Below are 21,455 nucleotides of genomic sequence, written 5' to 3' on the forward strand. Positions count from 1 at the left end.
GGTTTTGGCTGGGAAGCTGAATGAACTGTGCATATTGTGATGCATGTTTCATGACCGATGGTTATATCGATCTGCCTCCCGCCCAAAACCTGCGTGACCTGTCTGGATGCGCCGGATGGGTCAGTCGTTCAACCGACCATCGTCCAGCGGCATCGGCTGGGTGACGCGTCCCGGCAGCGTTTCTCCCGCGCGGGGCGGCAGGTGGCGCTTGACCTGTGGACGCTGAAGCCGCTGTTTGTGATCCGCACCCTCCGGCAGATCGGCCACGCGCTGCAGCTGGATATGGGCCACGAGCCCGCCCGAGGCGGCATTGGCGAGCGCGAAGATGCCGCCCATGCGCTGCACCGTCTTGTCGACGATGGCAAGGCCCAGACCCGCGCCAGCGGCGGCTGTGCGCGCCGAGTCGCTGCGAAAGAAGGGCTTGGTCAGGTTGGCGAGCTGCTCGGGCGGCACGCCGTTGCCGTGGTCGCGCAGCTTGATCAGCACCCACTTGTCCCAGGATTTGGCGGTGATGTCCACGGTGGTCACGCCGGTGTCCTTGTTCTTGCCGTAGCGGCGGGCGTTCTCGAGCAGGTTGGAGATGACGCGGGCGAGTTCGATCTCGTCGACCAGCACATTCAGGTGCTCGGGCACGGACATGCTGATCTGCAGTTCGCGGTGGTCCTGCACGGCGTAGACGCAGGACGAGACCACTCCGTAGAGATTCACGGGCGTGAGCGTCACCGCGTCGGGGCGGGCGTAGTCGAGGAACTTGTCGATGGTCGCATCGAGCTGCACGATGTCGGCCACCATGTGTTCGCGCGCGACATCGTCGTTCACGCTCATCTCGGTTTCAAGGCGCAGACGCGCGAGCGGCGTGCGCAGGTCGTGCGAGATGCCCGCGAGCATGACGGCGCGGTCCTGCTCGAGCTTGGCGAGCTTCTGCGCCATGCGGTTGAAGCCGATGTTCACCTCGCGGATTTCGCTGGTCACCGCTTCTTCGTCGAGCTGGCTGGCGGCGAAATCGCCATCCTTGACCTTGTTGGCGGCATAGGAGAGCTGCTTGAGCGGGCGGTTGATCAGTCGCGCGATCACGGCTGCGCCAGCGAGCGACAGCGCGCCCGCTGTGATCAGCCAGATCAGCCAGGTCTTGCCGCTGGCGGTGGACAGGCGAGAGCGGTCCATCAAGAGCCAGTTGGGGTCGCCGTTGATGTTGAAGCCCACCCAGAGGCCTTGCTCGCCATTCACGCTGTTGGCCAGAATCGTGCCGGGGCCTAGGCGCCGCGTGAGCTCTTCGGTGAGCCGGGCGCCGAGCGCCGATTGCGGCAGGTGTTCAAACTTGTCGTCCGGTTCGCGCGGCAGAATGCGCACGCCCTCCTGATCGGCCATGGTCTTGATGAGCGAGACGCGGGCGATCGCGTCGGCATGCACCAGCGCGGCGCGGCTCAGGTTGACGAGCGATGCGATCTGCTGCGCGGTCTGCAGCGTGCGGGGCTCGAACTCGAGGGCGCGCAGGGTCTGCAGCCACGCCAGGATCGAGCCGACCAAGAGCAATGCCAACAAGAAAAAAGTGCGCCAGAAAAGATTCAGCCCAACGCGTGCGCGCTGTGCGGAGTTCTGCTTGGGCGACTCCAGCGGTGCGGGGCTGGTGGCTTCGGCATTGACGGGTTCCGGGCGTTTGGCGCTCATTGAGGATGGCCGCATTCAGTAGGGAAAGGAAACGGGAAAGGCAGACGGCGGGGGCCGGTCTGCCTTTCATGAGACGGTTCGCGAGAGGCGGCGAGTCCGTGCGCGGTGACGAACGGCTCGCTGCAGGGAACCTCTGCCACGGGCGGGCGGTGCATGAGTGCTGCGAACGCGCAGTGGATCAGCTCGTGCCGTCCGGCACGAACACGTAGCCCACGCCCCAGACCGTCTGGATGTAGCGGGGCGCGGCGGCGTCGACCTCCACCAGCTTGCGCAGGCGCGAGATCTGCACGTCGAGACTGCGGTCGAACGGTTCGAACTCGCGGCCGCGTGCCAGCAGAGCCAGCTTTTCGCGCGACAGCGGCTGGCGCGGGTGACGCACCAGAGCCTTCAGCATCGCGAATTCGCCGGTGGTCAGAGGCAGTTCTTCGCCGTTCTTCTGCAGCGCACGGGTGCCCAGATCGAAGGTGAAAGGACCGAAGGTGACCACTTCGTTGTCGCCCGATGGCGCGCCGGGCGCTTCCTGTGGCGGACGGCGACGCAGCACGGCGTGGATGCGCGCGAGCAGCTCGCGCGGGTTGAACGGTTTTCCGAGGTAGTCGTCCGCCCCCACTTCCAGACCCACGATGCGGTCCACGTCTTCACCCTTGGCGGTGAGCATGATGATGGGCGTACGGTCATTGGCGGCACGCAGGCGGCGGCAGATGGACAGGCCGTCTTCGCCCGGCATCATCAGGTCGAGCACGATCAGGTCGACCGTCTCGCGCAGAAGAATGCGGTTGAGCGCCTTGCCGTCTTCGGCAACCATGACCTCGAACCCTTCCTGGGTGAGGTAGCGCCGCAGCAGATCGCGGATACGGGCGTCGTCATCAACTACGAGAACCTTGTCTGTGCGGTTGGTTGTTGTGGCCATAACTTTCCTCAGTCCAATTTGTAACAGAGCCAATTCTGACCAGCTTGCGCAGGGAATGTTTGGTTTTTTTCGCTGGGTTGACCTAATGTTACAAATCTTGCCCCAAAACGCGGAGTGTTGAGGAATCCTTTACACAAACTTCATCTTTCATGTGCAATATGCCGATTGAATGACTGACCAGCGTGAGAAATCCATGCTGGATCTGACGATCAGAAAATGAAAGGTGATATGGCTCGAATTGCTGTAAAAACGGTAGCTGCAATGTCATTGTTGGCTTGTGCTGGCGCTGTATTGGCTCAAAATGCAAACGGCTCGGGTGCGAATGCTGCACCGCAAAACGTGCTGCAACTCTCGGCCTCGGGCACGGTCGAGGTGCCGCAGGACGTGCTGGTGATGCACCTGTCCACGACCAAGGAAGGTAACGATGCGGCGAGCGTGCAGGCGCAGCTCAAGCAGGTGCTCGACGCGGCGCTCGTGCAGGCCAAGCGCGATGCCAAACCGCTGCAGATGGACGTGCGCAGCGGCGACTTCTCGCTTTATCCGCGCAGCAACAAGGACGGCAAGATCGCCGGCTGGCAGGGCAGCGTGGAGCTGATTCTGGAAGGCAAGGATTTCACCCGCATCACGACGACCGCCGGTGCGATCCAGAACATGACCGTGAGCTCCACCTCGTTCAGTCTCTCGCGCGAAGGCCGCGAGAAGGTGGAAGGCGAGGCGCAGGCCAAGGCGATTGCCGCGTTCAAGGACAAGGCGACATCGATCGCCAAGGGCTTCGGTTTCTCGAGCTACACGCTGCGCGAGGTGCAGGTGAACGACAACGGCAGCGAGGTCGTGTTCTATGCGGCAAAGGCGCGCGCGAATGGCGCGATGATGAAGTCGTCAATGCAGGATTCCCCTGTGCCGGTCGAGGCGGGGAAGGCGCGCGTCATCGTGTCGGTATCGGGTTCTGTCCAGTTGCGCTGAGCGCGGGTTTATGACTCAATGTAGGTGACATCGAGAGAAGAACTATGCAGAGATAGGTTCCTCTTGGTCGCAGCCCCCGATTCGTCATTGCGGCGAATTCGGGGGCTTTCTATTTGTGCTCTCTGGTTTTGTTTGGGCTTTGTTCGTTGGTCGTTTGGGGGGCAATACAGCCCTCATGCGTCGTTGTCGAAGCCTTGCCGTACGAGAGATTTGCTGTTTTGAATACAAAAAAGACCCGGCTCCGAAACAGGAGGCGGGTCTTTTTGCTTGTTGATATCTGACGGTCGTTTGCTTATTGCGCTGTCCAGCCGCCGTCCATGTTCCAGGCTACGCCGCAGACGTTGTTGCCTGCGGGGCCGCAGAAGAACACGGCGAGTTCGCCCAGTTCTTCGGGGGTAGTGAACCTGAGCGAGGGTTCCTTTTCGGAGAGCAGGTCCTTGGTCGCTTCTTCGACCGACACGCCATGCTCAGCGGCCTTGGCGTCGATCTGCTTCTGGACCAGAGGCGTGAGCACCCAGCCGGGGCAGATGGCGTTGCACGTGATGCCGGCGGCGGCGTTCTCGAGCGCGGTCACCTTGGTCAGGCCGACGATGCCGTGCTTGGCGGCGACGTAGGCGGACTTCTGCGCGGAGCCGACGAGGCCGTGCACCGATGCGATGTTGATGATGCGGCCCCACTTGGCGGCCTGCATGGCGGGCAGGGCATGGCGCGTGGTGTGGAAGGCGCTGGAGAGGTTGATCGCGATGATGGCGTCCCACTTCTCGGGCGGGAAGGCCTCGACCGGCGCGACGTGCTGGATGCCGGCGTTGTTGACCAGAATGTCGACGCGTCCGAACTGGCCTGCGGCGTACTTCATCATGTCCTCGATTTCCTGCGGGCGGCTCATGTCGGCACCGTGGTAGGCCACCTTCACGCCATGCGCCTTGCCTGCTTCGAGCACTGCGGCACGCGAGCCGTCCACATCACCGAATCCGTTGAGCACGATGTTCGCGCCCTGACTCGCAAGAGCCTTGGCGATGCCGAGGCCGATGCCGCTGGTGGAGCCGGTGACGAGTGCTGTCTTGCCATTGAGCATAAAAGTCTCTCCAAATCAATTAGGATGCACAGATTCTAGGGCGCGAGACAAAGTTTGATTTCCATGAATGAACCTACGCTGAACTACGTACCCTGTCCCGGCCTCGCCGCGACGAGCCCGATGGATTCCAACGGTCACCGCATGGCGTACTGGGAATGGAACGATACGGGAAATCCGGCGCACCCGCGTGTATTGATGTGTGTGCATGGTCTTTCACGACAGGGTCGCGACTTCGATGTATTCGCGCGCCGCATGGCCAAGCATGGCCGGGTGATCTGTCCTGATGTCGTCGGTCGCGGCAAAAGCGACTGGCTTGCTGATCCGGCGGGCTACCAGATTCCCAACTACGTGGGCGACATGCTCGCGCTCATCCATCACCTGCATGCGAAGGCGCCGGTCACGCGACTCGACTGGGTCGGAACCAGCATGGGTGGGCTCATCGGCATGGTGGTGGCGGGGCAGAAGAGTCTGCCGCTGCCCGTGCCTGTGCATTCGTTGGTGCTCAACGACGTGGGCCCTGCAGTGCAGTGGGATGCCTTGCAGCGCATCGGCTCGTATCTGGGGCGGCCGCTGCGGTTTGATTCCGTGGAGGCAGCGGCCGACGAGATGCGCAAGATCTCCATGGGCTTTGGTCCGCATTCCACCGAAGACTGGCTCGCGCTGTCGCGCCCCATGGTGGTGCGAGCGGCGAACGACAAGCTGCGCCTTCACTACGATCCGGGCATCGCGTCACCGATGCGCAAGATGACCAAGGAAGCGGCCGAGGGCGGCGAGCGCTATCTGTGGAAGCTCTACGAGCAGATCACGGCGCGCACCTTGCTGCTGCGCGGAGCCGAGTCCGATCTGCTTTCGCGAGAAACGGCAGAGCGCATGGCGGAAGTGGGTCCTCACGCGCAAATAAAAGAGTTTGAATTTGTCGGACATGCCCCCACCTTGGTGGCTGATGAGCAGGGCAGTGCGGTCGAGCGGTTCCTGTGCGGTGACTAGCGAGCGGACCTGAACGGAGAACCCATGAAAACGAGTGCGATCGGCACCCCCATCAACACCGGCAATGGATCTGGACTTGGGGCGGCACCGGGTTCTGTCTCTGCTTCCCAGTCCGGCGCGCTGCCGGAAGGCGTGCCGCAACTGATTGCAGCGACGGCCGATGATGCGCCCGAGCATGTGGGTTCGCTCGCGAAGGTCCGTGCGTTTTCCATTCCGCTGCTCACCGGCGAGTTTCTTGAAACCGGCGAAAGCACAATGGAGCACGCCGATGCGGTGGCCAGCATCCTCCGGGGCATCGGCAGCTCCGAGACGCTGCAGGCAGCCGTCTATCTGGTCTACGCCTCCTCGCACCTGAACAAGCCGGAAGAAGTCATCACCAAGGCCTTTGGTCAGAACTTCGCCGAGCTGGCCTGCGAGACCACCAAGCTCATGCGCGTGCAGGAGCAGGCCCGCGCCGCCCAGGTCGCGGGCATTCAGGTGGATGACATCGCCACGCAGACCGAAAACGTGCGCAAGATGCTGCTCGCTTTCTCCAAGGATCTGCGCGTGGTGCTGCTGCGTCTGGCCTCGCGGCTGCAGACGCTGCGCTTTTACGCGGCAACCAAGCGCCCGGTCTCGCCCGGCATGGCGCGCGAAGCGCTGCAGGTGTTCGCGCCGCTCGCCAATCGCCTCGGCATCTGGCAGATCAAATGGGAACTGGAGGACCTGTCCTTCCGTTTTCTCGAGCCGGGCACCTACAAGGAAATCGCCCGCCTCCTCGATGAGAAGCGCGCCGAACGCGAGCTCTACATGGAGCAGCTGCGCAGCCGGCTCGAGTCCGAACTGCGCTCGCGCAGCATCAGCGCCACGGTGAAAGGGCGGCCCAAGCACATCTACAGCATCGTCAAGAAGATGCGCGGCAAGTCGCTCAACTTCGATCAGCTGTTCGACATCCGCGCGCTGCGCGTGATCGTGCCGTCGGTGAAGGACTGCTACGCGGCGCTCTCCTGGGTGCACTCGCACTTCACGCCCATAGAGGCCGAATTCGACGACTACATCGCGCGCCCCAAGCCCAACGGCTATCAGTCGCTGCACACCGTGGTGCGCGACGAGGCAGGCAAGGCCATCGAAATCCAGATCCGCACCCAGGCCATGGACGACCATGCCGAAAGCGGCGTAGCCGCGCACTGGGCATACAAAGAGGCGGGCACCAAGGGCTACGCGGGCGTGTCGGCGACAAGCGACTACGACGCCAAGATCGCCGTGCTGCGCCAGCTGCTTGCATGGGAGCGCGACATGACCGGCACGGTCAGCCGCAGCGGCCTGTTCGACGACCGCATCTACGTGCTGACGCCCGATGCCGCCGTGATCGAACTGCCGCGTGGCGCGACGCCTGTGGACTTTGCCTACGCCGTGCACACCAACGTCGGCCACCGCTGCCGTGGTGCCAAGGTGGACGGCAACATGGTGCCGCTCAACACCCCGCTTGAAAACGGCCAGACGGTCGAGATCACGACCGTGAAGGAAGGCCGCCCGTCGCGTGACTGGCTCAACCCGGAACTCGGCTACCTCACCAGCAACCGCGCGCGCGCCAAGGTACGCGCCTGGTTCAACGCGCAGACCACTCACATCACGATTGCCAAGGGCCGCGAAGCCGTTGAAAAACTGCTGCAGCGCGAAGGCAAAACCTCGATCAAACTCGACGATCTGGCGACGCAGCTCGGCCTCAAATCGGCCGATGCGCTGTTTGAAGTCGTCGGCAAGGACGAGCTGTCTCTGCGCAGCATCGAAACATTGCTGCGTCCCGCGCCCGCACCGGCGGAGGTCACCGCCGACGAGATGAACCTCGTACGCAAGAGCCGTGCGAGCGACGCGGGCTCCAAGGGCGGTGTGCTCGTCGTCGGCATTGACTCGCTCATGACGCAGCTCGCCAAATGCTGCCGCCCCGCGCCCCCGGACGACATTGGAGGCTTCGTCACGCGTGGGAAGGGCGTGAGCGTGCACCGAGCCGACTGCAGCAACTTCCGCGAAATGGCCGCCCGCAACGCCGAGCGCATCATCGAAGTGGAGTGGGGCGCCTCCAAGCCGCAAAAGGAAAGCGCCGTCTACCCGGTCGACGTCGCCGTCGAGGCCCATGACCGCCAAGGCCTGCTGCGCGACATCTCCGAAGTCTTCGCCCGCGAAAAGACCAACGTCATCGGCGTACAGACCCAGTCAGTGAAGGGCACGGCCTGGATGACCTTCACCGTGGAAGTCTCCGACTCCGGGCGCCTGAACAAGGTGCTTGGACAGGTTGCGACGGTTTCTGGTGTGTTTTCTGCAAGACGGCGCTGAAACTGTGCCATAATCAAAGGCTTGGCGGGAAGCAGGAGTTTTTCAGCAGTCGCCGGTTTTGCAAGTGGGAAGAAATTCAAAATTTCTTCGAAATTTGAAAAAACGGCAAATTTTTACTGCTACAATTTCAGCTTCTCGAACAGAACAACAGGCGCGTAGCTCAGCTGGTTAGAGCACCACCTTGACATGGTGGGGGTCGTTGGTTCGAGTCCAATCGCGCCTACCAAAATTCGCAAGCAAAACCAGTGCTTGCAGCAGAAGTGCTCGCTAACAAGCGGGCATTTTTGTTTGTGCGGTATGAAAAAAGTATGAAAAACATGGGTGGAAATTAGTGCTCTGGAGCGCACATTCATGGACGTAGACGTACTTTTTGCACAACATTTTTTTGATCAGCAATGCGTTCCATGGAAGGCAACTCTAGGCTGACTGCAGTCGGTCAATTCAGCAAGATCAATGACTGCTGCAATCAAAAGCAGTCATTGCACTGAACCTCCCTCGCTGGTGCGCTCTACACCTCAACGCTGACATTGGAGATTGGCACAGTCCGAATGGCCGCTTTCGTAGCTGTTGACGTGGTACTTGGACCCAGAGCGGGCGCTCAATTACCTAGGCTGGGAAACAATGGCAGCACATGCTCTGCCAGCTCTTCCAACACTTCGCGTGCGGGCCTGCGGCTTGCCTTGAGGTTCATGGCAACGTGATTGACCCCCAAAGCTTGGGCGTGACGCAGAAACGCAATATAGGAGTTGCGTCCACCACGGAGCATGGGGCCCATGCTCATCAGTGGCTCATTGGGGTTAGCAGCCAGATCGAAGAAAAATCCTTGCGCATAAGGCTTGAACGCATCGGGGCCGGCAGCTTGCTGTACTGCTCCATTCCACTCTTTGAGCAGGTCTCCCAGGTGTTCGAGACGCACGTTGTAGAAGAGCCAACCGTCTGCGTTTTCCGCGATCCAGGACAGATCCTGCCGACTGCGGCCAGTGACCAGCATGGGGAGCCGACCATGTACGGGCTTGGGCAACATGTCCACATGTCCGCTCATGCTGCCAAATCGGCTGCTGGTGTGCTCAGGGAAGCTGCCCTCCGTGACGGCACGGATCGTGGTGAATGCTTCACGGAAGCGCTCGCCACGAGACTCGAATTCATGCTCCAGCCCGAACGCGGGGTACTCTACCGGACGATCACCGGATGCAACGCCCAATACCACCCGGCCGTTGGACAGGAAGTCCACCGATGCTGCCTCTTTCGCCGTGTGGATGGGGTGGCGCAAGGTGAGCACGGTGCTGGCGGTGCCCAGGGCAATTTTCCGCGTCTGTCCAGCCAGGTAACCCAGGTACACATAGGGGTCGAGCATCTGGCCGGCATCTCCAAAGCTGGGGTCCAGCAGGGGCACATCACGAGCCCACAATGCTGCGAAGCCTAGTTCTTCGGCCAGTTGGGTCATTTCCAGATGGTCGGCCAATGTGGGCGTAGCCGTATTGGGATAGCCCTCAACAGGCAGGATGAAGCCCATGGTTAAGTGGCCCTTACTGAACACACGGTTGAAGCCTGGGTGGTTCGCCAGGGCGTGATGGATTCCTTCAGTCATTGCTGTCTTTCAAGTTGTTGGGGTGAATGTCGGTGGCTTAAAGAGAAGGTGCTTCGGACACCCAACCTTCGTGGTAGTCCATGTCCTGCAATAGCCAGTCACCTGCGGATTGCACAAGCTCCAGTTGGTAGTGCGCTCCATAAAGCCGGCGGCCATCCTCTAAGCGCGTGCGTCCTGGAATCAGTCGGCCAAGCACCATGCGCGCATGGCTATTTCCTGGTGTGTGCGCGATTTCGATGGGTGTGCCTGCATGCAGCATCCATGGCCAGGGCATGCGAAAGGCCTTGAGCGTAGTCACCAGCATGCGATGGCCCTGCAGCGTGCCCATGGGAGGCAGCACAGCTCTCGCGTCCTGCGTGAAGCTCTGACCAAGCAAGGCATGGTCGGCCTGGTCCAGCCCCCAGGCATAACGGAACCATGCGTGAGCCATCTGCTCCTCGTCCGTCAGCATCAAGGTGTTGTGTGGAATACGGTGCCAGGGAGCGTCGAGTTCACTGGATACCACGGCCGGCGCATCGCCCGGCTTCCACTGGCGGTGTGCAATGGGCGGTGTCCAGTCGGGCAGAGTTTCAGGGCTACCTTCCACAGAGTTCAGTTGAAGTCGCACTTCTGTCACCAGTGCGCTGTTGTCGATAGCGAGCAGATGGAGCACCAAGACGCCGACAAACTGCACTGGCTGACCGTTGGTCGTGGTTCTACCCAAGATGTAGGCGCTGGCGGTCGCCTTATGGGCGTCACCCAGCGTAACGATATTGGCCAGTTCAATATCGAAGCTTGGAAGCTGGCTTCCACGCAAAGCCAAGTGGACGTTGCGTCGGCCTTGGTGCGTGCCGCGATGACTGGTAAAAAGCTGCATGTCGTTGGCAAACGATTCAACGGGCAGGTCCTGTGCATCACCTTGAAAGATGGCAACGATTGAATCAAGCGCGCGCAGCAGTTGATCGCGTGTGGCGATGGATGCGATTGACATTGGGGTTGCTTTCTCAGGCCAGTGCGTCAGCGCTGGATGTGTCTGCTTCATGGTTGGGCTGGTAGCGCGGGTAGTCGGTGTAACCGGCTGATCCACCGCCATACACGGTGTTGTCAGATGCCATGCTCAAGGGCCAGCCGTTACGCATACGCTCGACCAAGTCAGGGTTGGAAATGAAAGGGCGACCCATCACGACGAGGTCGGCCAGACCTTGGTCCAACATGGCGCTGACGGCAGCCGTATCTGGGCTAGAAGGCCTCATCAACGTTCCGTGGAACACCTGTCTGAATTGCAGAGGAAACGCTGCATCGGTGGCTGCAAAAGCCGCATGCACGTAGGCAAGCCTGTCCAGCACAGGTGCACTTGCAAACGCTAGCCAAGTCTCAGCTTCGCCCTCATAGGACGGCATGTCGGCCAGACGGCTGAACGGAGTGACTTTGACCCCTACGTGATCAGACCCGATGGCCGAGGCAACGGCGTCTAGTGTTTCGAGGAGAAAGCGCAGGCGATGCGCAGCCGGGGGACCACCATAGAGGTCCGCTCGATCATTGAGTGCTCCGTTGATGAATTGCTCAAACAAGAAACCATTGCCTGCATGAATCTCCACCCCGTCAAAGCCTGCCTCCATGGCAAGCTTGGCTGCACGCACGAAATCCGCGTAAATATCTGCCAAGTCTTGCGCGTTCAAGCATTGCGGCATGGATGTCTGCAACGGAGCTGTTTGCCCTGCAGAGTTGATGCCGAAAACGGTGGTGTTCAGCGCATGTTTGAACGTGCTACTGACGGGTGCCGCACCCGCGGGTTGAAGTGACTGATGCGACACACGACCTGCATGGGCGAGTTGGAGAAATATCCGCCCACCTGCAGCGTGCACGGCTTGCGTGGTCAAGCGCCATCCAGCCACGTGCTCAGGCAGATAAATACCTGCCGTGCCCATGGTTCCGCAGGCTTGGTGCGAAACGTTGGCACCTTCGGCAATGATGAGCCCTGCGCCTGCACGCTGCCCGTAGTACAAGGCTGTGCTTGCATCAGGCGTTGAGTCCACGATACGGGCGCGCGACATAGGCGCCATCACGACTCGATTCTTGAGCTCCAGCCCCTTCAGATTGAAAGGGGTGAACACTTTTTCCATGAAAAAAACCTCCATCAGTGCGGGACATCTGTACCGCGATGAGGGAAGTTTCATTGATTCAAAACAAGAGAAAAAGTAGATCTCAAGAATCTATTTGATTCCTGAAGGGAACCAATCAAGATTGAACTGAGTTCTCCTTTTGAGCGCCAGCTTCCCAAGGAGCATGCTCACTCCAGCGTTCAGCTAACAGGTCTATGAAGGAGCGTACCCGTGGTGAAAGGTGGCGCCGACTCGGGTACACCAGCCGGATGGGGTCAGGCTCGGCACGCCAATCTCGCAGCACCTCCACAAGACGACCTTGATGCAGGTCTTCGCCCAGGATGTAGGTTGGCAGGTTCACCAGGCCAAAGCCTGCAAGGGCCGCAGAGCGCATGGCCTCGGAGCTATCGAGGTTCAAGCGTCCGTGAGGAACAACCTGTATCGCGCCTGCGCTGCCTTGAAAGGTCCAGGCACGGGGCTTGTCTGATGAAAGAAACACAATGGTGTCGTGCTTTGCCACATCGCTCGGCGTCTGAGGTGTCCCTCTGCGCTCCAGATAGGCAGGGGCTGCACAGGTGACGAACTGCTGACAGGCAATCGTGCGTCCCATGAGCAGTGAATTCTCGTCGGGCTCTCCAACACGCACAGCCACGTCGAAACCCTCTTCAATAAGGTCCACAAATCTGTCGGTGAAAGAGGCATGGGCGCGAACCTCGGGCCACTGACGCAAATAGTCATCCAGAACCGGCAGGATGTAGCGCTGACCGAAAGACCAGGGGGCCGTCAGTTTGAGCAGCCCGGTAGGCTGTCCCCTGCGCTGTGCCATGGTGGCGTCCACCTCATCCAGGTCATCCAGAATTTGCTGCCAGCGTTCAAACGCGATGGCACCTTCATCCGTCAAGCTGAGTGTGCGTGTGGAACGGTTAAGCAGGCGCACGTTGTGCCGCGACTCTAGGCGAGCCACGCTTTTACTAACGGCTGAGCGCGTTGATCCGAGTAAGTCGGCTGCGGCAGTGAAGCTACCAGCACGTACGGTCAAAACAAATGCCGTGATATCGGAGAGGCTTTGGGTTTCCATCGGTGAATGTGGGGTTCTGAAGCAATGAGCCAAGACGCATTGTGGCAAAGACGATGGACGCCAGCGCTCGTTTAGCCTCCGCCAGGGTGTCTAGGCGAATGGACACATTCGGTGAAATCTAGCTGGCAATGTGCGGCCGGCGTGAACTCCCCCGAGACAGCCTGTTAACGAGGGGGCGTTGCTGACCTGAAAACAGCCATTGGAGAAGTGGAGCCTTGTCGCTCTAAATCACCGCTATGACGCGGTGAGCGGTAGTTCGACCTGCGGCCATGAGAAGCAGCAATCGCTGCAATCCTGACATTCACAGGGGCCGTACGAATTCCTGCAATTTATTGAGTGCAGTTGCTGCTTTCGGCCAGGGCGGGGGCTCACCTAGTACTTGCAGATGAAACTGGCTGCATCGACCTGATCATGGCATGTGTTGCCCAAGGTGTTTGATCTTGGCGCGTAGCGGATGCTTCTGCATTGCCTGCAGCGGATCGCATGGTTCAGATGTTATCGCCGAAGCAAACCGCATCTTTGCTCTTGTGGTGGCCGATTCCGACGAGGTGGCAACCTTTGATGTATCCGCTTCGATTATTCAACCTGATTGGATTTTTAGCGCGGAGCCGGCAGTTGCAGTGCCCCAAATCTCGCAGGTGCTGGAGTGGCTGTCGCAACAAGATTCTCAGAAGGTGGATACGGTGCTATGGGTGACTTCGGGGTTGCCATTGACGCAGTCGGTTCGTCAATGGGTTGTTATCTCAACCGCAATTGGCTTGAGTGCGCACGATGTTCATACCTAGTGACGATGACTTTGCCGTTGGCATTTGCCTATGCCGTGGTAAACACCTGCAAGTGTTCGCGGACCTATTTGAGACCTTTCCCCGCGCAGTCCAACTTTGCCAACGAACCAATGATGAGTGCATCCACGCCTTGAAGGAACTCTTCCTCCATCTCGGTTTCTTCAGCGGTCAGATCGGATTGGATGACAGGCTCCAACCGAGCTGCGGAATAGACGGTGTCGGCGGCCGAGATGCAGAAGAAAGTCACGGTTGCGAGTAGCCAGCGTGACTGGTCCTTGCTGATGCCGTAGGCCTGGGCGATGTGCTCCTGATGTGCATCGATCTTCTCTAGCATGGCGGGGGTGGCGGCCAGTCTGCGGATCACATAAGGTGTCACGCCGGGGTGGGCTTTGACAAACTCCCTTACTGATGTGGTGAATACGTGCATGTATGCCTGCAAGTCCACCCGCTTTGGGTTGGAGGCTTGCGGCAGTTTCCAGCGGGTGAATATCTCTTCGGCGACCAGATGCTTGAGTGCTTCGAGACTCGGCACATGCTTGTAGAGTGCCATGTGGCTTACACCCAGAGCGGCAGCCACACCCACAAAGGTGATCTGTGGCAGACCGATTTCGATACCGGCGTCCGCGATCTTTTCTCGGGTGATGGTGCGCGGTCGGCCGCGTGTGGATGGCAGCTTGCTTTGTGGCATGTGAATTCCGTTGGGGAAGTTGATTGTCGTGCATTCACGTGGACTCGCTGAGGCCAAAACGATTTGCGCGACTGAATTAGTTTAGTATGATGCAACTAATTCGTGTTTCCATTTCGATCTGCAGTGATGGATCGATGCTGATCATCTTCCTTTGCCTCGCATGAGCACCCCAAACACGGTTGCAGGAGCAACCAAAGCCCCCAGTCCTATCGCGCGGATATTGCAACCCATTCGTGGGCGTCTGATGGCTGCGGCAGTGTTGGCAGCGCTGGGCACCATGCTCACGTTGGTGCCGCTGGCGGCCATTGCACAAATTGCCAGCGATGCGCTTGCGGGTGTGAAGAGTGACGTATGGCGCGTTCTGGGCGTCAGCCTCGGCGCGATGTTTGTGGGCATGGCGTTGGTCTTTGCGGGCGAGTTGCTCGCGCATGTGGCGGACAACAGCCTCACCAGCGATCTGCGTGTGGCCGTCGCCAAACGGTTGTCTCAGGTGCCGCTGGGCTGGTTCGTCAATCGGTCCTCAGGCGAGGTCAAACAGGCCATGCAGGACGACATCGCCACACTGCACAGCCTGACGGCGCATTTCTACACGGCGGTGGGCCGTGCCTTGGGAGCCATTGCAATCTCGGTCGTCTATCTGTTGGCGCTCGATTGGCGCATGGCGTTGATTACGCTTTTACCGTTTCCCGGCTTCTTTCTTTTCCTCAAAAGGGCCATGAAAGCCAGTGGCGCGAACATGAATGAGTTCGTTGCCCGACTCGGGCGCATCAACAGTGCAACGGTCGAGTTCGCGGGGTCCATGCCGGTGGTCAAAGCGTTTGGTGATGGTGGACGGGCTCACGCGGGCTTTCGCGATGCTGTCGACGCCTTTGCGCAGGCCTTCACGGACTTCACGCGGCCGCTCGTGATCTCGATGGCACATGCCCATGCCTTGATCACACCAGTGACGGTGCTGGGTGTGGTGCTGGCGAGCGGCGCGCTGTTTGTCGGCATGGCCTGGACGACTTCCGCGCAGGTATTGCCCTTTGCGTTGGTGGCTCCGGGGATCTGTGCTCCGCTGCTGTTGCTGCACACCTTGCTGCACGATCTGCAAAGCGCTGCAGGTGCCGCTCAGCGGGTGATAGTCTTGCTGGACACCCCCACATTGCCGCAACCTGCGCCCGCTCTACAGCAAGTGCCGCAGTGCAACAGGGTACGTTTCGAACAAGTGAGCTACGGCTACGCGCAAGAGCATGCTGTGATTCGCGACATCAACATGGACCTTCAGCCTGGAACGGTCACTGCCATCGTGGGTCCATCGGGCGCGGGCAAATCGACGTTGGCGCGCCTGCTACTGCGCTTCTTCGATCCCACGCAGGGGCGCATCACGCTCGGGGGAGTCGATCTTCGGAACATGGACAGCGCAGTGCTCTATCAACGCATCGGCTTTGTCCTTCAAGAGGTGCGGCTGATTCACGCCAGCGTGCGCGAGAACATCGCACTGGGACGGTTGAATGCCAGTCAGCAAGACATCGAAGCCGCCGCACGCGCATCCAACATCCATGAACGCATTCTGGCATTGCCGCGCGGCTATGACTCGGTAGTGGGAGAAGATGCGCAACTCTCCGGCGGGGAGCGCCAGCGCGTGAGCATCGCCCGCGCCGTGCTGCTCGATCCCCCTGTATTGGTGCTCGATGAGGCAACGGCATCGGCCGACTCGGAGAATGAAGTGGCGATTCAGGAAGCGCTGTCGCGCTTTGCGCAGGGTCGCACCTTGCTGGTGATTGCCCATCGACTGGATACCGTCATGCATGCGGACCAAATTCTGGTGTTGGAAAGCGGAGTGATCAGCGAGCAAGGCCAACATGCCGAGCTGATGGCGCAAGACGGTCTCTACGCACGGCTTTGGCGAATGGGCGGATGCGCCGCGTCTTCGCAGAAGGCGAGCACTCCATGCTGAGTACCTTTGTGCGTTTGCTCGGAGGGGAGACGCGACTTCTGCGTCGATATGTCGGATTGGCGCTGGCCTATGGCGTACTTTGCGGGTTGACGGTCGCCACCTTGATTCCACTGTTCACTGGTTTGCTGCAGGGCGATGTGCATTCAGCGTTGCCATGGCTGGGGGTGTTGATGGCGGGTGTACTCGCGTCGTGGATCGCCCGTCGCCATGTCGAACAGGCGGGTGTGCGTGTCGGCGTGGCCGTGCTTCAAAGCGGACGGCATCGCCTCGGCGCTCATGCAGCGCGGCTGCCGGTGGGTTGGTTCACGCCCCAGAACACCGCGCGCATCGGACATGTGGTCACACAGGGAATGATGAGCGTGGCGCAACTTCCCGCCCATGTGTTCACGCCCGTCATCTGCGGTGTGGTAATGCCGCTGGTGATGGTTGGGTCACTGTGGGCGCTCAAGCCCATGCTTGGCATCATCGCACTGGTGGCGTTGCCCTTGCTCGCGGGCGTGTTCGCACTGACATCGCATGTGGCGCGACGTGCCGACGCAGCGTTTCAGAAAGACTTTGCCCAATCGAGCCAGCGCATGGTGGAGTTCGCGCAGGCCCAATCGGTACTGCGCGCGTTCAACGGCGAGGGCGCAAGCATCCGGTTTCTGGAACAGGCGGTGGCGCAACAGCGGCAATCAGGCCTGCGACTGATTGTGCTGTCTGCCCTGTCCACCGTGCTCAATGCCTGGGCTGTGCAAGCAGTGTTAGCAGTGCTGCTGATGGCCGCGGTGGGGTGGCTGACGAGCGGAGAACTGGGAGCAGGCGAGGTCGTTGCGGTCGTCGTCTCCTTGCTGCTCATCGTTCGCTTCATCGAGCCCTTGCTGGAGGTGGCTGGGTACGCTGAAGTGCTGCGCAGTGCGCGTGGACAACTCGATGATGTGCAGGCCCTATTCGATGCACTGACCTTGCCTCAGCCCGACATGCCGCAAATTCCTCGGGATGCATCGGTGGATCTGCAGGATTTGCGCTTCCGTTATGCGCCCGACGAGGCGGAGGTGCTGCATGGCGTGAACATTCACGTACCTGTTGGCAGCATGACGGCGCTGATCGGCTCTTCGGGCTCGGGCAAGTCCACGGTCATGCGGCTGATTGCGCGCTTCTTCGATGCGGACCACGGCAGCGTTCGGCTGGGTGGTGTCGACGTGCGTCACATGACCGACGAGGCGTTGGCCGCACAGATCAGCCAGATCTTTCAGGACAGTTATCTGCTTGGCGGCAGCATTGCCGACAACATCCGCATGGGCAAGCCGGGAGCCACCGATCAAGAAGTACTGCTGGCCGCGCAGCAAGCAGGTGTCGCAGAAATCATCGCGCGTCTGCCAGAAGGCCTGGACACGCAGGTGGGCGAGGGTGGGGCGCGTCTGTCCGGTGGCGAGCGTCAGCGCATCGCCATTGCACGAGCATTGATCAAGGATGCTCCGATTCTGCTGGTGGACGAAGCCACGGCGGCGCTCGATGCCGAAAATCAGGCGGCGATTGGGCAGACCCTCGAACGCTTGCGCGGTCGGCGCACGCTGATTGTGATCGCACACCAACTCTCCACCGTGGCCATGGCCGATCAAATCGTGATGCTCGAAGAGGGCCGCGTCGTGGAGTACGGATCGCCAGCGCAGTTGCTGCAGCAAGGCGGCCGCTATGCGCAGTTCCTGAACCAGCGAAAAGCCTCGAAAGGCTGGCGCATTGCGTCGGTACTCAAGGATGGGGAACCCGGTTGATGCGTGCGCGTGGGTTGATCCTTTTCGCGGTGCTTTGCGTTGCATCGCTGCTGCTGGGAGCCCGTCAGATGGCGTGGTCTCAGCTATGGACGTTCTCGGGCGATGCATGGTTGACGCTGACCGCCAGTCGTCTGCCCCGACTGGCCGCGCTGATTTTGACGGGCGTCGGGCTGGCTGTATGCGGTGTAATCCTGCAGCACATCGTGCGCAACAGGTTTGTCGAACCGGGAACGACAGGCGGTTTGGATGCAGCCAAGCTCGGCATTCTGGTTTCGTTGACCGTGGTGCCAGCCGCGAGCACCACCAGCCGGATGCTGTTCGCACTGGCTTTTTGTCTGGCGGCAAGTCTGCTGTACGTTGCCATCATTAGGCGCATCCGGTTTCGCAACACGGTGCTGGTTCCTGTCGTCGGCCTCATGTATGGCAGCGTGCTCAGCGCAATTGCCGAGTTCTACGCGTATCACCACAACATCCTGCAAAGCATGCAGGGCTGGTTGCTGGGCGACTTCTCGCGCATCGTGCAGGGGCACTACGAAATCCTCTACATCATCCTGCCGGTCGTCGTTCTCGCCTATCTCTATGCCCACCGTTTCACGGTTTTGGGCATGGGCGAAGACATGGCCGCAAGTCTGGGCCTGGGATACACCGCGACCGCCATGGTCGGCCTGACTCTGGTGGCCGTAACGGTTTCTGCCACCGTCATCGCGGTGGGGGCGATTCCATTCATCGGGCTCGTCATTCCTCAGTGGGTTGCGATGCGACGTGGTGACAACCTCCAGCACACATTGCCTTTGGTGGCGCTGGGCGGCGCATCGTTGCTCCTGACTTGCGACATCATCGGTCGTTTGCTGATCCACCCATTCGAAGTGCCCATCGGGCTCACCGCTGGTGCTGTGGGCGGCGTGCTGTTCCTCGTGCTGATACTGCGGGGAATCCGGTGATGCGCACCAGAACCCGTTGGAGCGTGGCCATATGGCTTTCGCTCATCGCTTTGGCTGCCACCTTCGTGTTGCGGGGATCGGGCCTCGACCTCGACTATGTGATTCCCAAGCGATTGGTCCGACTTGCGGCAATGGTCATTGGAGGCATCTGCGTAGCCGTGTCGTCCATCATTTTCCAGACGCTGGTGGGCAACCGCATTCTGACGCCCGCCATCATGGGCTACGAAGCGGTCTACTTACTGTGGCAGTCGATGCTGCTTTTGCTGCTCGGAACGCACGGCCTGGCCATGCTCGGGGTGCAAGGCAATTTCTTTGTGTCCATTGTGTTGATGCTGGGCTATTCGTGGCTGCTGAACCGGTGGTTGCTGCGCCGGGGCAAGGGCGATGTCTATGTCCTGCTGTTGTTGGGGTTGGTGCTGACCATGGTGATAGGCACGTTCACCCAGTTTGTGCAACTGCGCATCAGCCCCGGCGAGTTTGCGGTGTTTCAGGGACTGAGCTACGCCTCGTTCAACCGCGCCCAACCAGAAACACTGATGTACGCAGCGCTGGCGGTGGTGGCCGTCAGCGTGGTGATCCGCCGCACGTTGCCAGTGCTCGATGTGCTCGCGCTGGGCCGCGATCAGGCGATCTCGCTGGGGGTGCCCCAGCCCGCGTACCTGCGGCTTCATCTCGCACTGATTGCCGTGCTGGTTGCGGTCTCCACCAGCCTCATAGGGCCGACGGCGTTCATGGGCATCTTCGTCGCCAACCTCGTCTTCGCGCTGGCACCTGGTGCCCGGCACCGCCAGTCACTGCCGCTCGGCAGTGTCGTGGCCATCGGAATTTTCCTCGTCGCTCAACTGCTCGTCGAGCATGTCTTCAACTACAAGACCACCGTCAGCATTCTCGTCAATCTGGTGTGCGGTGTGTACTTTCTCGCGCTGATCACGCGTGCGCGAGGCAATCCATGATCACTGTCCGCCATCTTCAGAAATCGTACGGTGACAAGACCGTCCTTTCCGCCGTGAGCGCGGAGTTTCCTGCGCAGCGTGTCACCTCGCTGATCGGCCCGAACGGCGCTGGCAAGTCCACTTTGCTGATGTTGATGGCACGCCTGCTGGAGCCAAGCGGCGGCGTGATCGAACTGCAGGGGCGCAGCGTCGCGGACATCCCGACGGTCGACTACGCCAAGCGCGTCGCCACGCTGCGCCAATCGCCCGGATTCAACATGCGCTTGACGGTGCAGGAGCTGGTGGAGTTCGGCCGTTTTCCGCACAGCCGGGGCACACTGACAGATCTGGATCTGCACGCGCGCGATGAGGCCATCGAATTCCTGTCGCTCGGCTCTCTGCGCCATGCCTACATCGATGAGATCAGCGGTGGTCAGCGCCAGATGGCATTTCTCGCCATGACCATCGCCCAGCAGACCGATGTGCTGCTGCTTGATGAGCCGCTCAACAACCTTGACATGAAGCATGCGGTGCAGATCATGCAGGCGTTGCGTCGTCTGTGCGACGAGCAGGGCCGCACCGTGATTCTGGTGATTCACGACATCAATTTCGCGGCCAACTATTCGGACCACATCGTCGCGCTCAAGGGTGGCTCTTTGCACTTCAGCGGCCCGACAGACGAGGTCGTGACCGAGGCGCGCCTATCCAATCTGTACGAGCTCGATTTTGAGGTCACCCGAAACGAGCGCGGCTACGTCTGCAATTACTTCACATCCACAGGACCAAAGGGAAATAGATCATGAAACTGGCACGCAGACAATTCGTGCTCTCCACCGTGGCTGGCCTTGCGCTGTGCGGCCTGCCCAGCGCCGCAAGCGCCTACGAGCCGGTCACCATCCAGCACAGAATGGGAACCACCGTCATCAAACGACTGCCGCAGCGTGCGGCGGCGCTGGAGATGAACGAGGTGGACTTTCTCGACCAGCTCGGCGTGCCGGTGGCGGGCATGGTCAAGGACTATGTGCCGCATTTTCTTGCCAAGTACAAGGCGGATGCCAAGGTCCAGGATCTTGGTGCCATCGTGCAGCCCAATCTCGAACGGGTGCATGCGCTGCGGCCCGACCTGATTCTGATGACGCCGATTCAGGCCAATCATTATCAGGAACTCGCCGAAATCGCTCCCACGCTGCACTACGACGTGGACTTCAAGAACAGCGAAAAGGGACATATCGAAGTCGTCAAAGCCCACTTGCAGATGCTGGGCCGCATCTTCGAGAAGGAAAGTCTCGCCATGGACAAAGCCGCAGCGCTGGACGCCAAGGTGCAGCAAGCCAGACGAGTGACGGAAGGCCGTCCCGAGAAAGCCCTGATCGTGCTTCACAACAACGGTGCATTCAGTTTGTTCGGTGTGCATTCGCGCTACGGCTTCGTGTTCAGTGCACTGGGCGTCAAGCCTGCCAGCGCGGCGGTTGAAACGAGCTTGCATGGTCAGCCGATCTCCAGCGAGTTCATTCAACAGGCCAACCCCGACATCTTGTATGTGGTGGATCGCACGGCCGTCATGGAGCGTCGCCCGGTCATGAATGCCGAGAACATCGCCAACCCTCTGCTGCTTCAGACCAAGGCGTGGAAGAACAACCGCGTCGTCTTTGTCGATGCCGATGCCTGGTACATCACCGGCGCAAGTCCCACTTCGCTGAGCCTGTTGATTGACGACGTCGTCAAGGGTTATCAGCGCTGAACCCATTTCTCC

18 protein-coding genes and 1 tRNA gene are annotated in these 21,455 nt (G+C 60.3%); 11 read left to right on the plus strand and 8 right to left on the minus strand.

Annotated features, from left to right (window positions below; translation table 11 throughout):
- Window positions 1–120: 120 nt before the first annotated feature.
- Both ISG32_RS18010 and ompR read right to left on the minus strand, forming a co-directional pair.
- Window positions 121–1,668 carry a sensor histidine kinase gene (locus ISG32_RS18010; protein WP_194772414.1) on the minus strand — a complete coding sequence of 516 codons (1,548 nt, stop codon included), beginning with the start codon at window positions 1,666–1,668 and terminating at the stop codon, window positions 121–123.
- 178 nt (window positions 1,669–1,846) lie between these two features.
- Window positions 1,847–2,578: an osmolarity response regulator transcription factor OmpR gene (gene ompR, locus ISG32_RS18015; protein WP_166066900.1), complete on the minus strand. Its 732-nt coding sequence runs from the start codon at window positions 2,576–2,578 to the stop codon at window positions 1,847–1,849.
- A 216-nt stretch (window positions 2,579–2,794) separates the two neighbouring features.
- On the opposite strand from ompR, the gene ISG32_RS18020 reads away from it, so the two are divergent.
- The gene (locus tag ISG32_RS18020; protein WP_407645074.1) at window positions 2,795–3,541 is read left to right on the plus strand and encodes an SIMPL domain-containing protein; all 747 of its coding nucleotides are present in this window, start codon (window positions 2,795–2,797) and stop codon (window positions 3,539–3,541) included.
- A 292-nt stretch (window positions 3,542–3,833) separates the two neighbouring features.
- Here the strand turns inward: ISG32_RS18020 and ISG32_RS18025 are convergent, their stop codons facing one another.
- Window positions 3,834–4,616 carry a 3-hydroxybutyrate dehydrogenase gene (locus tag ISG32_RS18025; RefSeq protein ID WP_194772416.1) on the minus strand — a complete coding sequence of 261 codons (783 nt, stop codon included), beginning with the start codon at window positions 4,614–4,616 and terminating at the stop codon, window positions 3,834–3,836.
- Window positions 4,617–4,679: 63 nt separating this feature from the next.
- On the opposite strand from ISG32_RS18025, the gene ISG32_RS18030 reads away from it, so the two are divergent.
- The 3 genes from ISG32_RS18030 (at window position 4,680) to ISG32_RS18040 (ending at window position 8,142) form a co-directional block, all read left to right on the plus strand.
- Entirely contained in the window at window positions 4,680–5,603 is a 924-nt protein-coding gene (locus tag ISG32_RS18030) for an alpha/beta fold hydrolase (RefSeq protein ID WP_194772417.1), read from the plus strand.
- Between the two features lie 24 nt (window positions 5,604–5,627).
- A complete protein-coding gene (locus ISG32_RS18035) occupies window positions 5,628–7,916 on the plus strand; it encodes a RelA/SpoT family protein (RefSeq protein WP_194772418.1) in 2,289 nt (762 codons plus the stop codon).
- Window positions 7,917–8,065: 149 nt separating this feature from the next.
- Window positions 8,066–8,142 (plus strand) — tRNA-Val (locus ISG32_RS18040).
- A 372-nt stretch (window positions 8,143–8,514) separates the two neighbouring features.
- On the opposite strand, the gene ISG32_RS18045 is transcribed toward ISG32_RS18040, so the two are convergent.
- From ISG32_RS18045 to ISG32_RS18060, 4 genes are all read right to left on the minus strand, one after another.
- A complete protein-coding gene (locus ISG32_RS18045) occupies window positions 8,515–9,504 on the minus strand; it encodes an LLM class oxidoreductase (RefSeq protein ID WP_194772419.1) in 990 nt (329 codons plus the stop codon).
- A gap of 37 nt (window positions 9,505–9,541) precedes the next feature.
- Window positions 9,542–10,525: a nuclear transport factor 2 family protein gene (locus ISG32_RS18050; RefSeq protein WP_194772420.1), complete on the minus strand. Its 984-nt coding sequence runs from the start codon at window positions 10,523–10,525 to the stop codon at window positions 9,542–9,544.
- Window positions 10,488–11,606, minus strand: coding sequence for an alkene reductase (locus ISG32_RS18055; RefSeq protein ID WP_194772421.1), 1,119 nt, complete (start codon window positions 11,604–11,606; stop codon window positions 10,488–10,490). Before ISG32_RS18055 ends, ISG32_RS18050 begins: the two co-directional genes overlap by 38 nt.
- Window positions 11,607–11,721: 115 nt before the next feature.
- The gene (locus ISG32_RS18060; RefSeq protein ID WP_194772422.1) at window positions 11,722–12,663 is read right to left on the minus strand and encodes a LysR family transcriptional regulator; all 942 of its coding nucleotides are present in this window, start codon (window positions 12,661–12,663) and stop codon (window positions 11,722–11,724) included.
- Between the two features lie 440 nt (window positions 12,664–13,103).
- On the opposite strand from ISG32_RS18060, the gene ISG32_RS18065 reads away from it, so the two are divergent.
- Window positions 13,104–13,448 (plus strand): hypothetical protein, encoded by a 345-nt coding sequence (locus ISG32_RS18065; RefSeq protein WP_194772423.1) that lies wholly within the window; start codon window positions 13,104–13,106, stop codon window positions 13,446–13,448.
- A gap of 64 nt (window positions 13,449–13,512) precedes the next feature.
- Here ISG32_RS18065 and ISG32_RS18070 read toward each other — a convergent pair whose 3' ends face one another.
- Complete coding sequence (locus ISG32_RS18070) at window positions 13,513–14,136, minus strand: TetR/AcrR family transcriptional regulator (RefSeq protein ID WP_194772424.1); 624 nt, start codon at window positions 14,134–14,136, stop codon at window positions 13,513–13,515.
- 160 nt (window positions 14,137–14,296) lie between these two features.
- On the opposite strand from ISG32_RS18070, the gene ISG32_RS18075 reads away from it, so the two are divergent.
- Genes ISG32_RS18075 through ISG32_RS18100 form a run of 6 tightly spaced genes read left to right on the plus strand, consistent with a single transcriptional unit; the run spans window position 14,297 to window position 21,443 of the window.
- Complete coding sequence (locus tag ISG32_RS18075; RefSeq protein WP_194772425.1) at window positions 14,297–16,075, plus strand: ABC transporter ATP-binding protein; 1,779 nt, start codon at window positions 14,297–14,299, stop codon at window positions 16,073–16,075.
- The gene (locus ISG32_RS18080; protein WP_194772426.1) at window positions 16,069–17,829 is read left to right on the plus strand and encodes an ABC transporter ATP-binding protein; all 1,761 of its coding nucleotides are present in this window, start codon (window positions 16,069–16,071) and stop codon (window positions 17,827–17,829) included. Before ISG32_RS18075 ends, ISG32_RS18080 begins: the two co-directional genes overlap by 7 nt.
- The gene (locus ISG32_RS18085; RefSeq protein WP_194772427.1) at window positions 17,829–18,770 is read left to right on the plus strand and encodes an ABC transporter permease; all 942 of its coding nucleotides are present in this window, start codon (window positions 17,829–17,831) and stop codon (window positions 18,768–18,770) included. Before ISG32_RS18080 ends, ISG32_RS18085 begins: the two co-directional genes overlap by 1 nt.
- Window positions 18,770–19,723, plus strand: coding sequence for an iron chelate uptake ABC transporter family permease subunit (locus ISG32_RS18090; RefSeq protein WP_194772428.1), 954 nt, complete (start codon window positions 18,770–18,772; stop codon window positions 19,721–19,723). Before ISG32_RS18085 ends, ISG32_RS18090 begins: the two co-directional genes overlap by 1 nt.
- On the plus strand, window positions 19,720–20,505 hold the full coding sequence (locus tag ISG32_RS18095) for an iron ABC transporter ATP-binding protein (protein WP_194772429.1): 786 nt from the start codon (window positions 19,720–19,722) through the stop codon (window positions 20,503–20,505). The genes ISG32_RS18090 and ISG32_RS18095 overlap by 4 nt, the downstream gene beginning before the upstream one ends.
- A complete protein-coding gene (locus ISG32_RS18100; protein ID WP_194772430.1) occupies window positions 20,502–21,443 on the plus strand; it encodes a siderophore ABC transporter substrate-binding protein in 942 nt (313 codons plus the stop codon). Before ISG32_RS18095 ends, ISG32_RS18100 begins: the two co-directional genes overlap by 4 nt.
- Window positions 21,444–21,455: the final 12 nt, after the last annotated feature.

The organism is Diaphorobacter caeni (genome assembly GCF_015354245.1).
Classification (GTDB): domain Bacteria; phylum Pseudomonadota; class Gammaproteobacteria; order Burkholderiales; family Burkholderiaceae_C; genus Diaphorobacter_A; species Diaphorobacter_A caeni.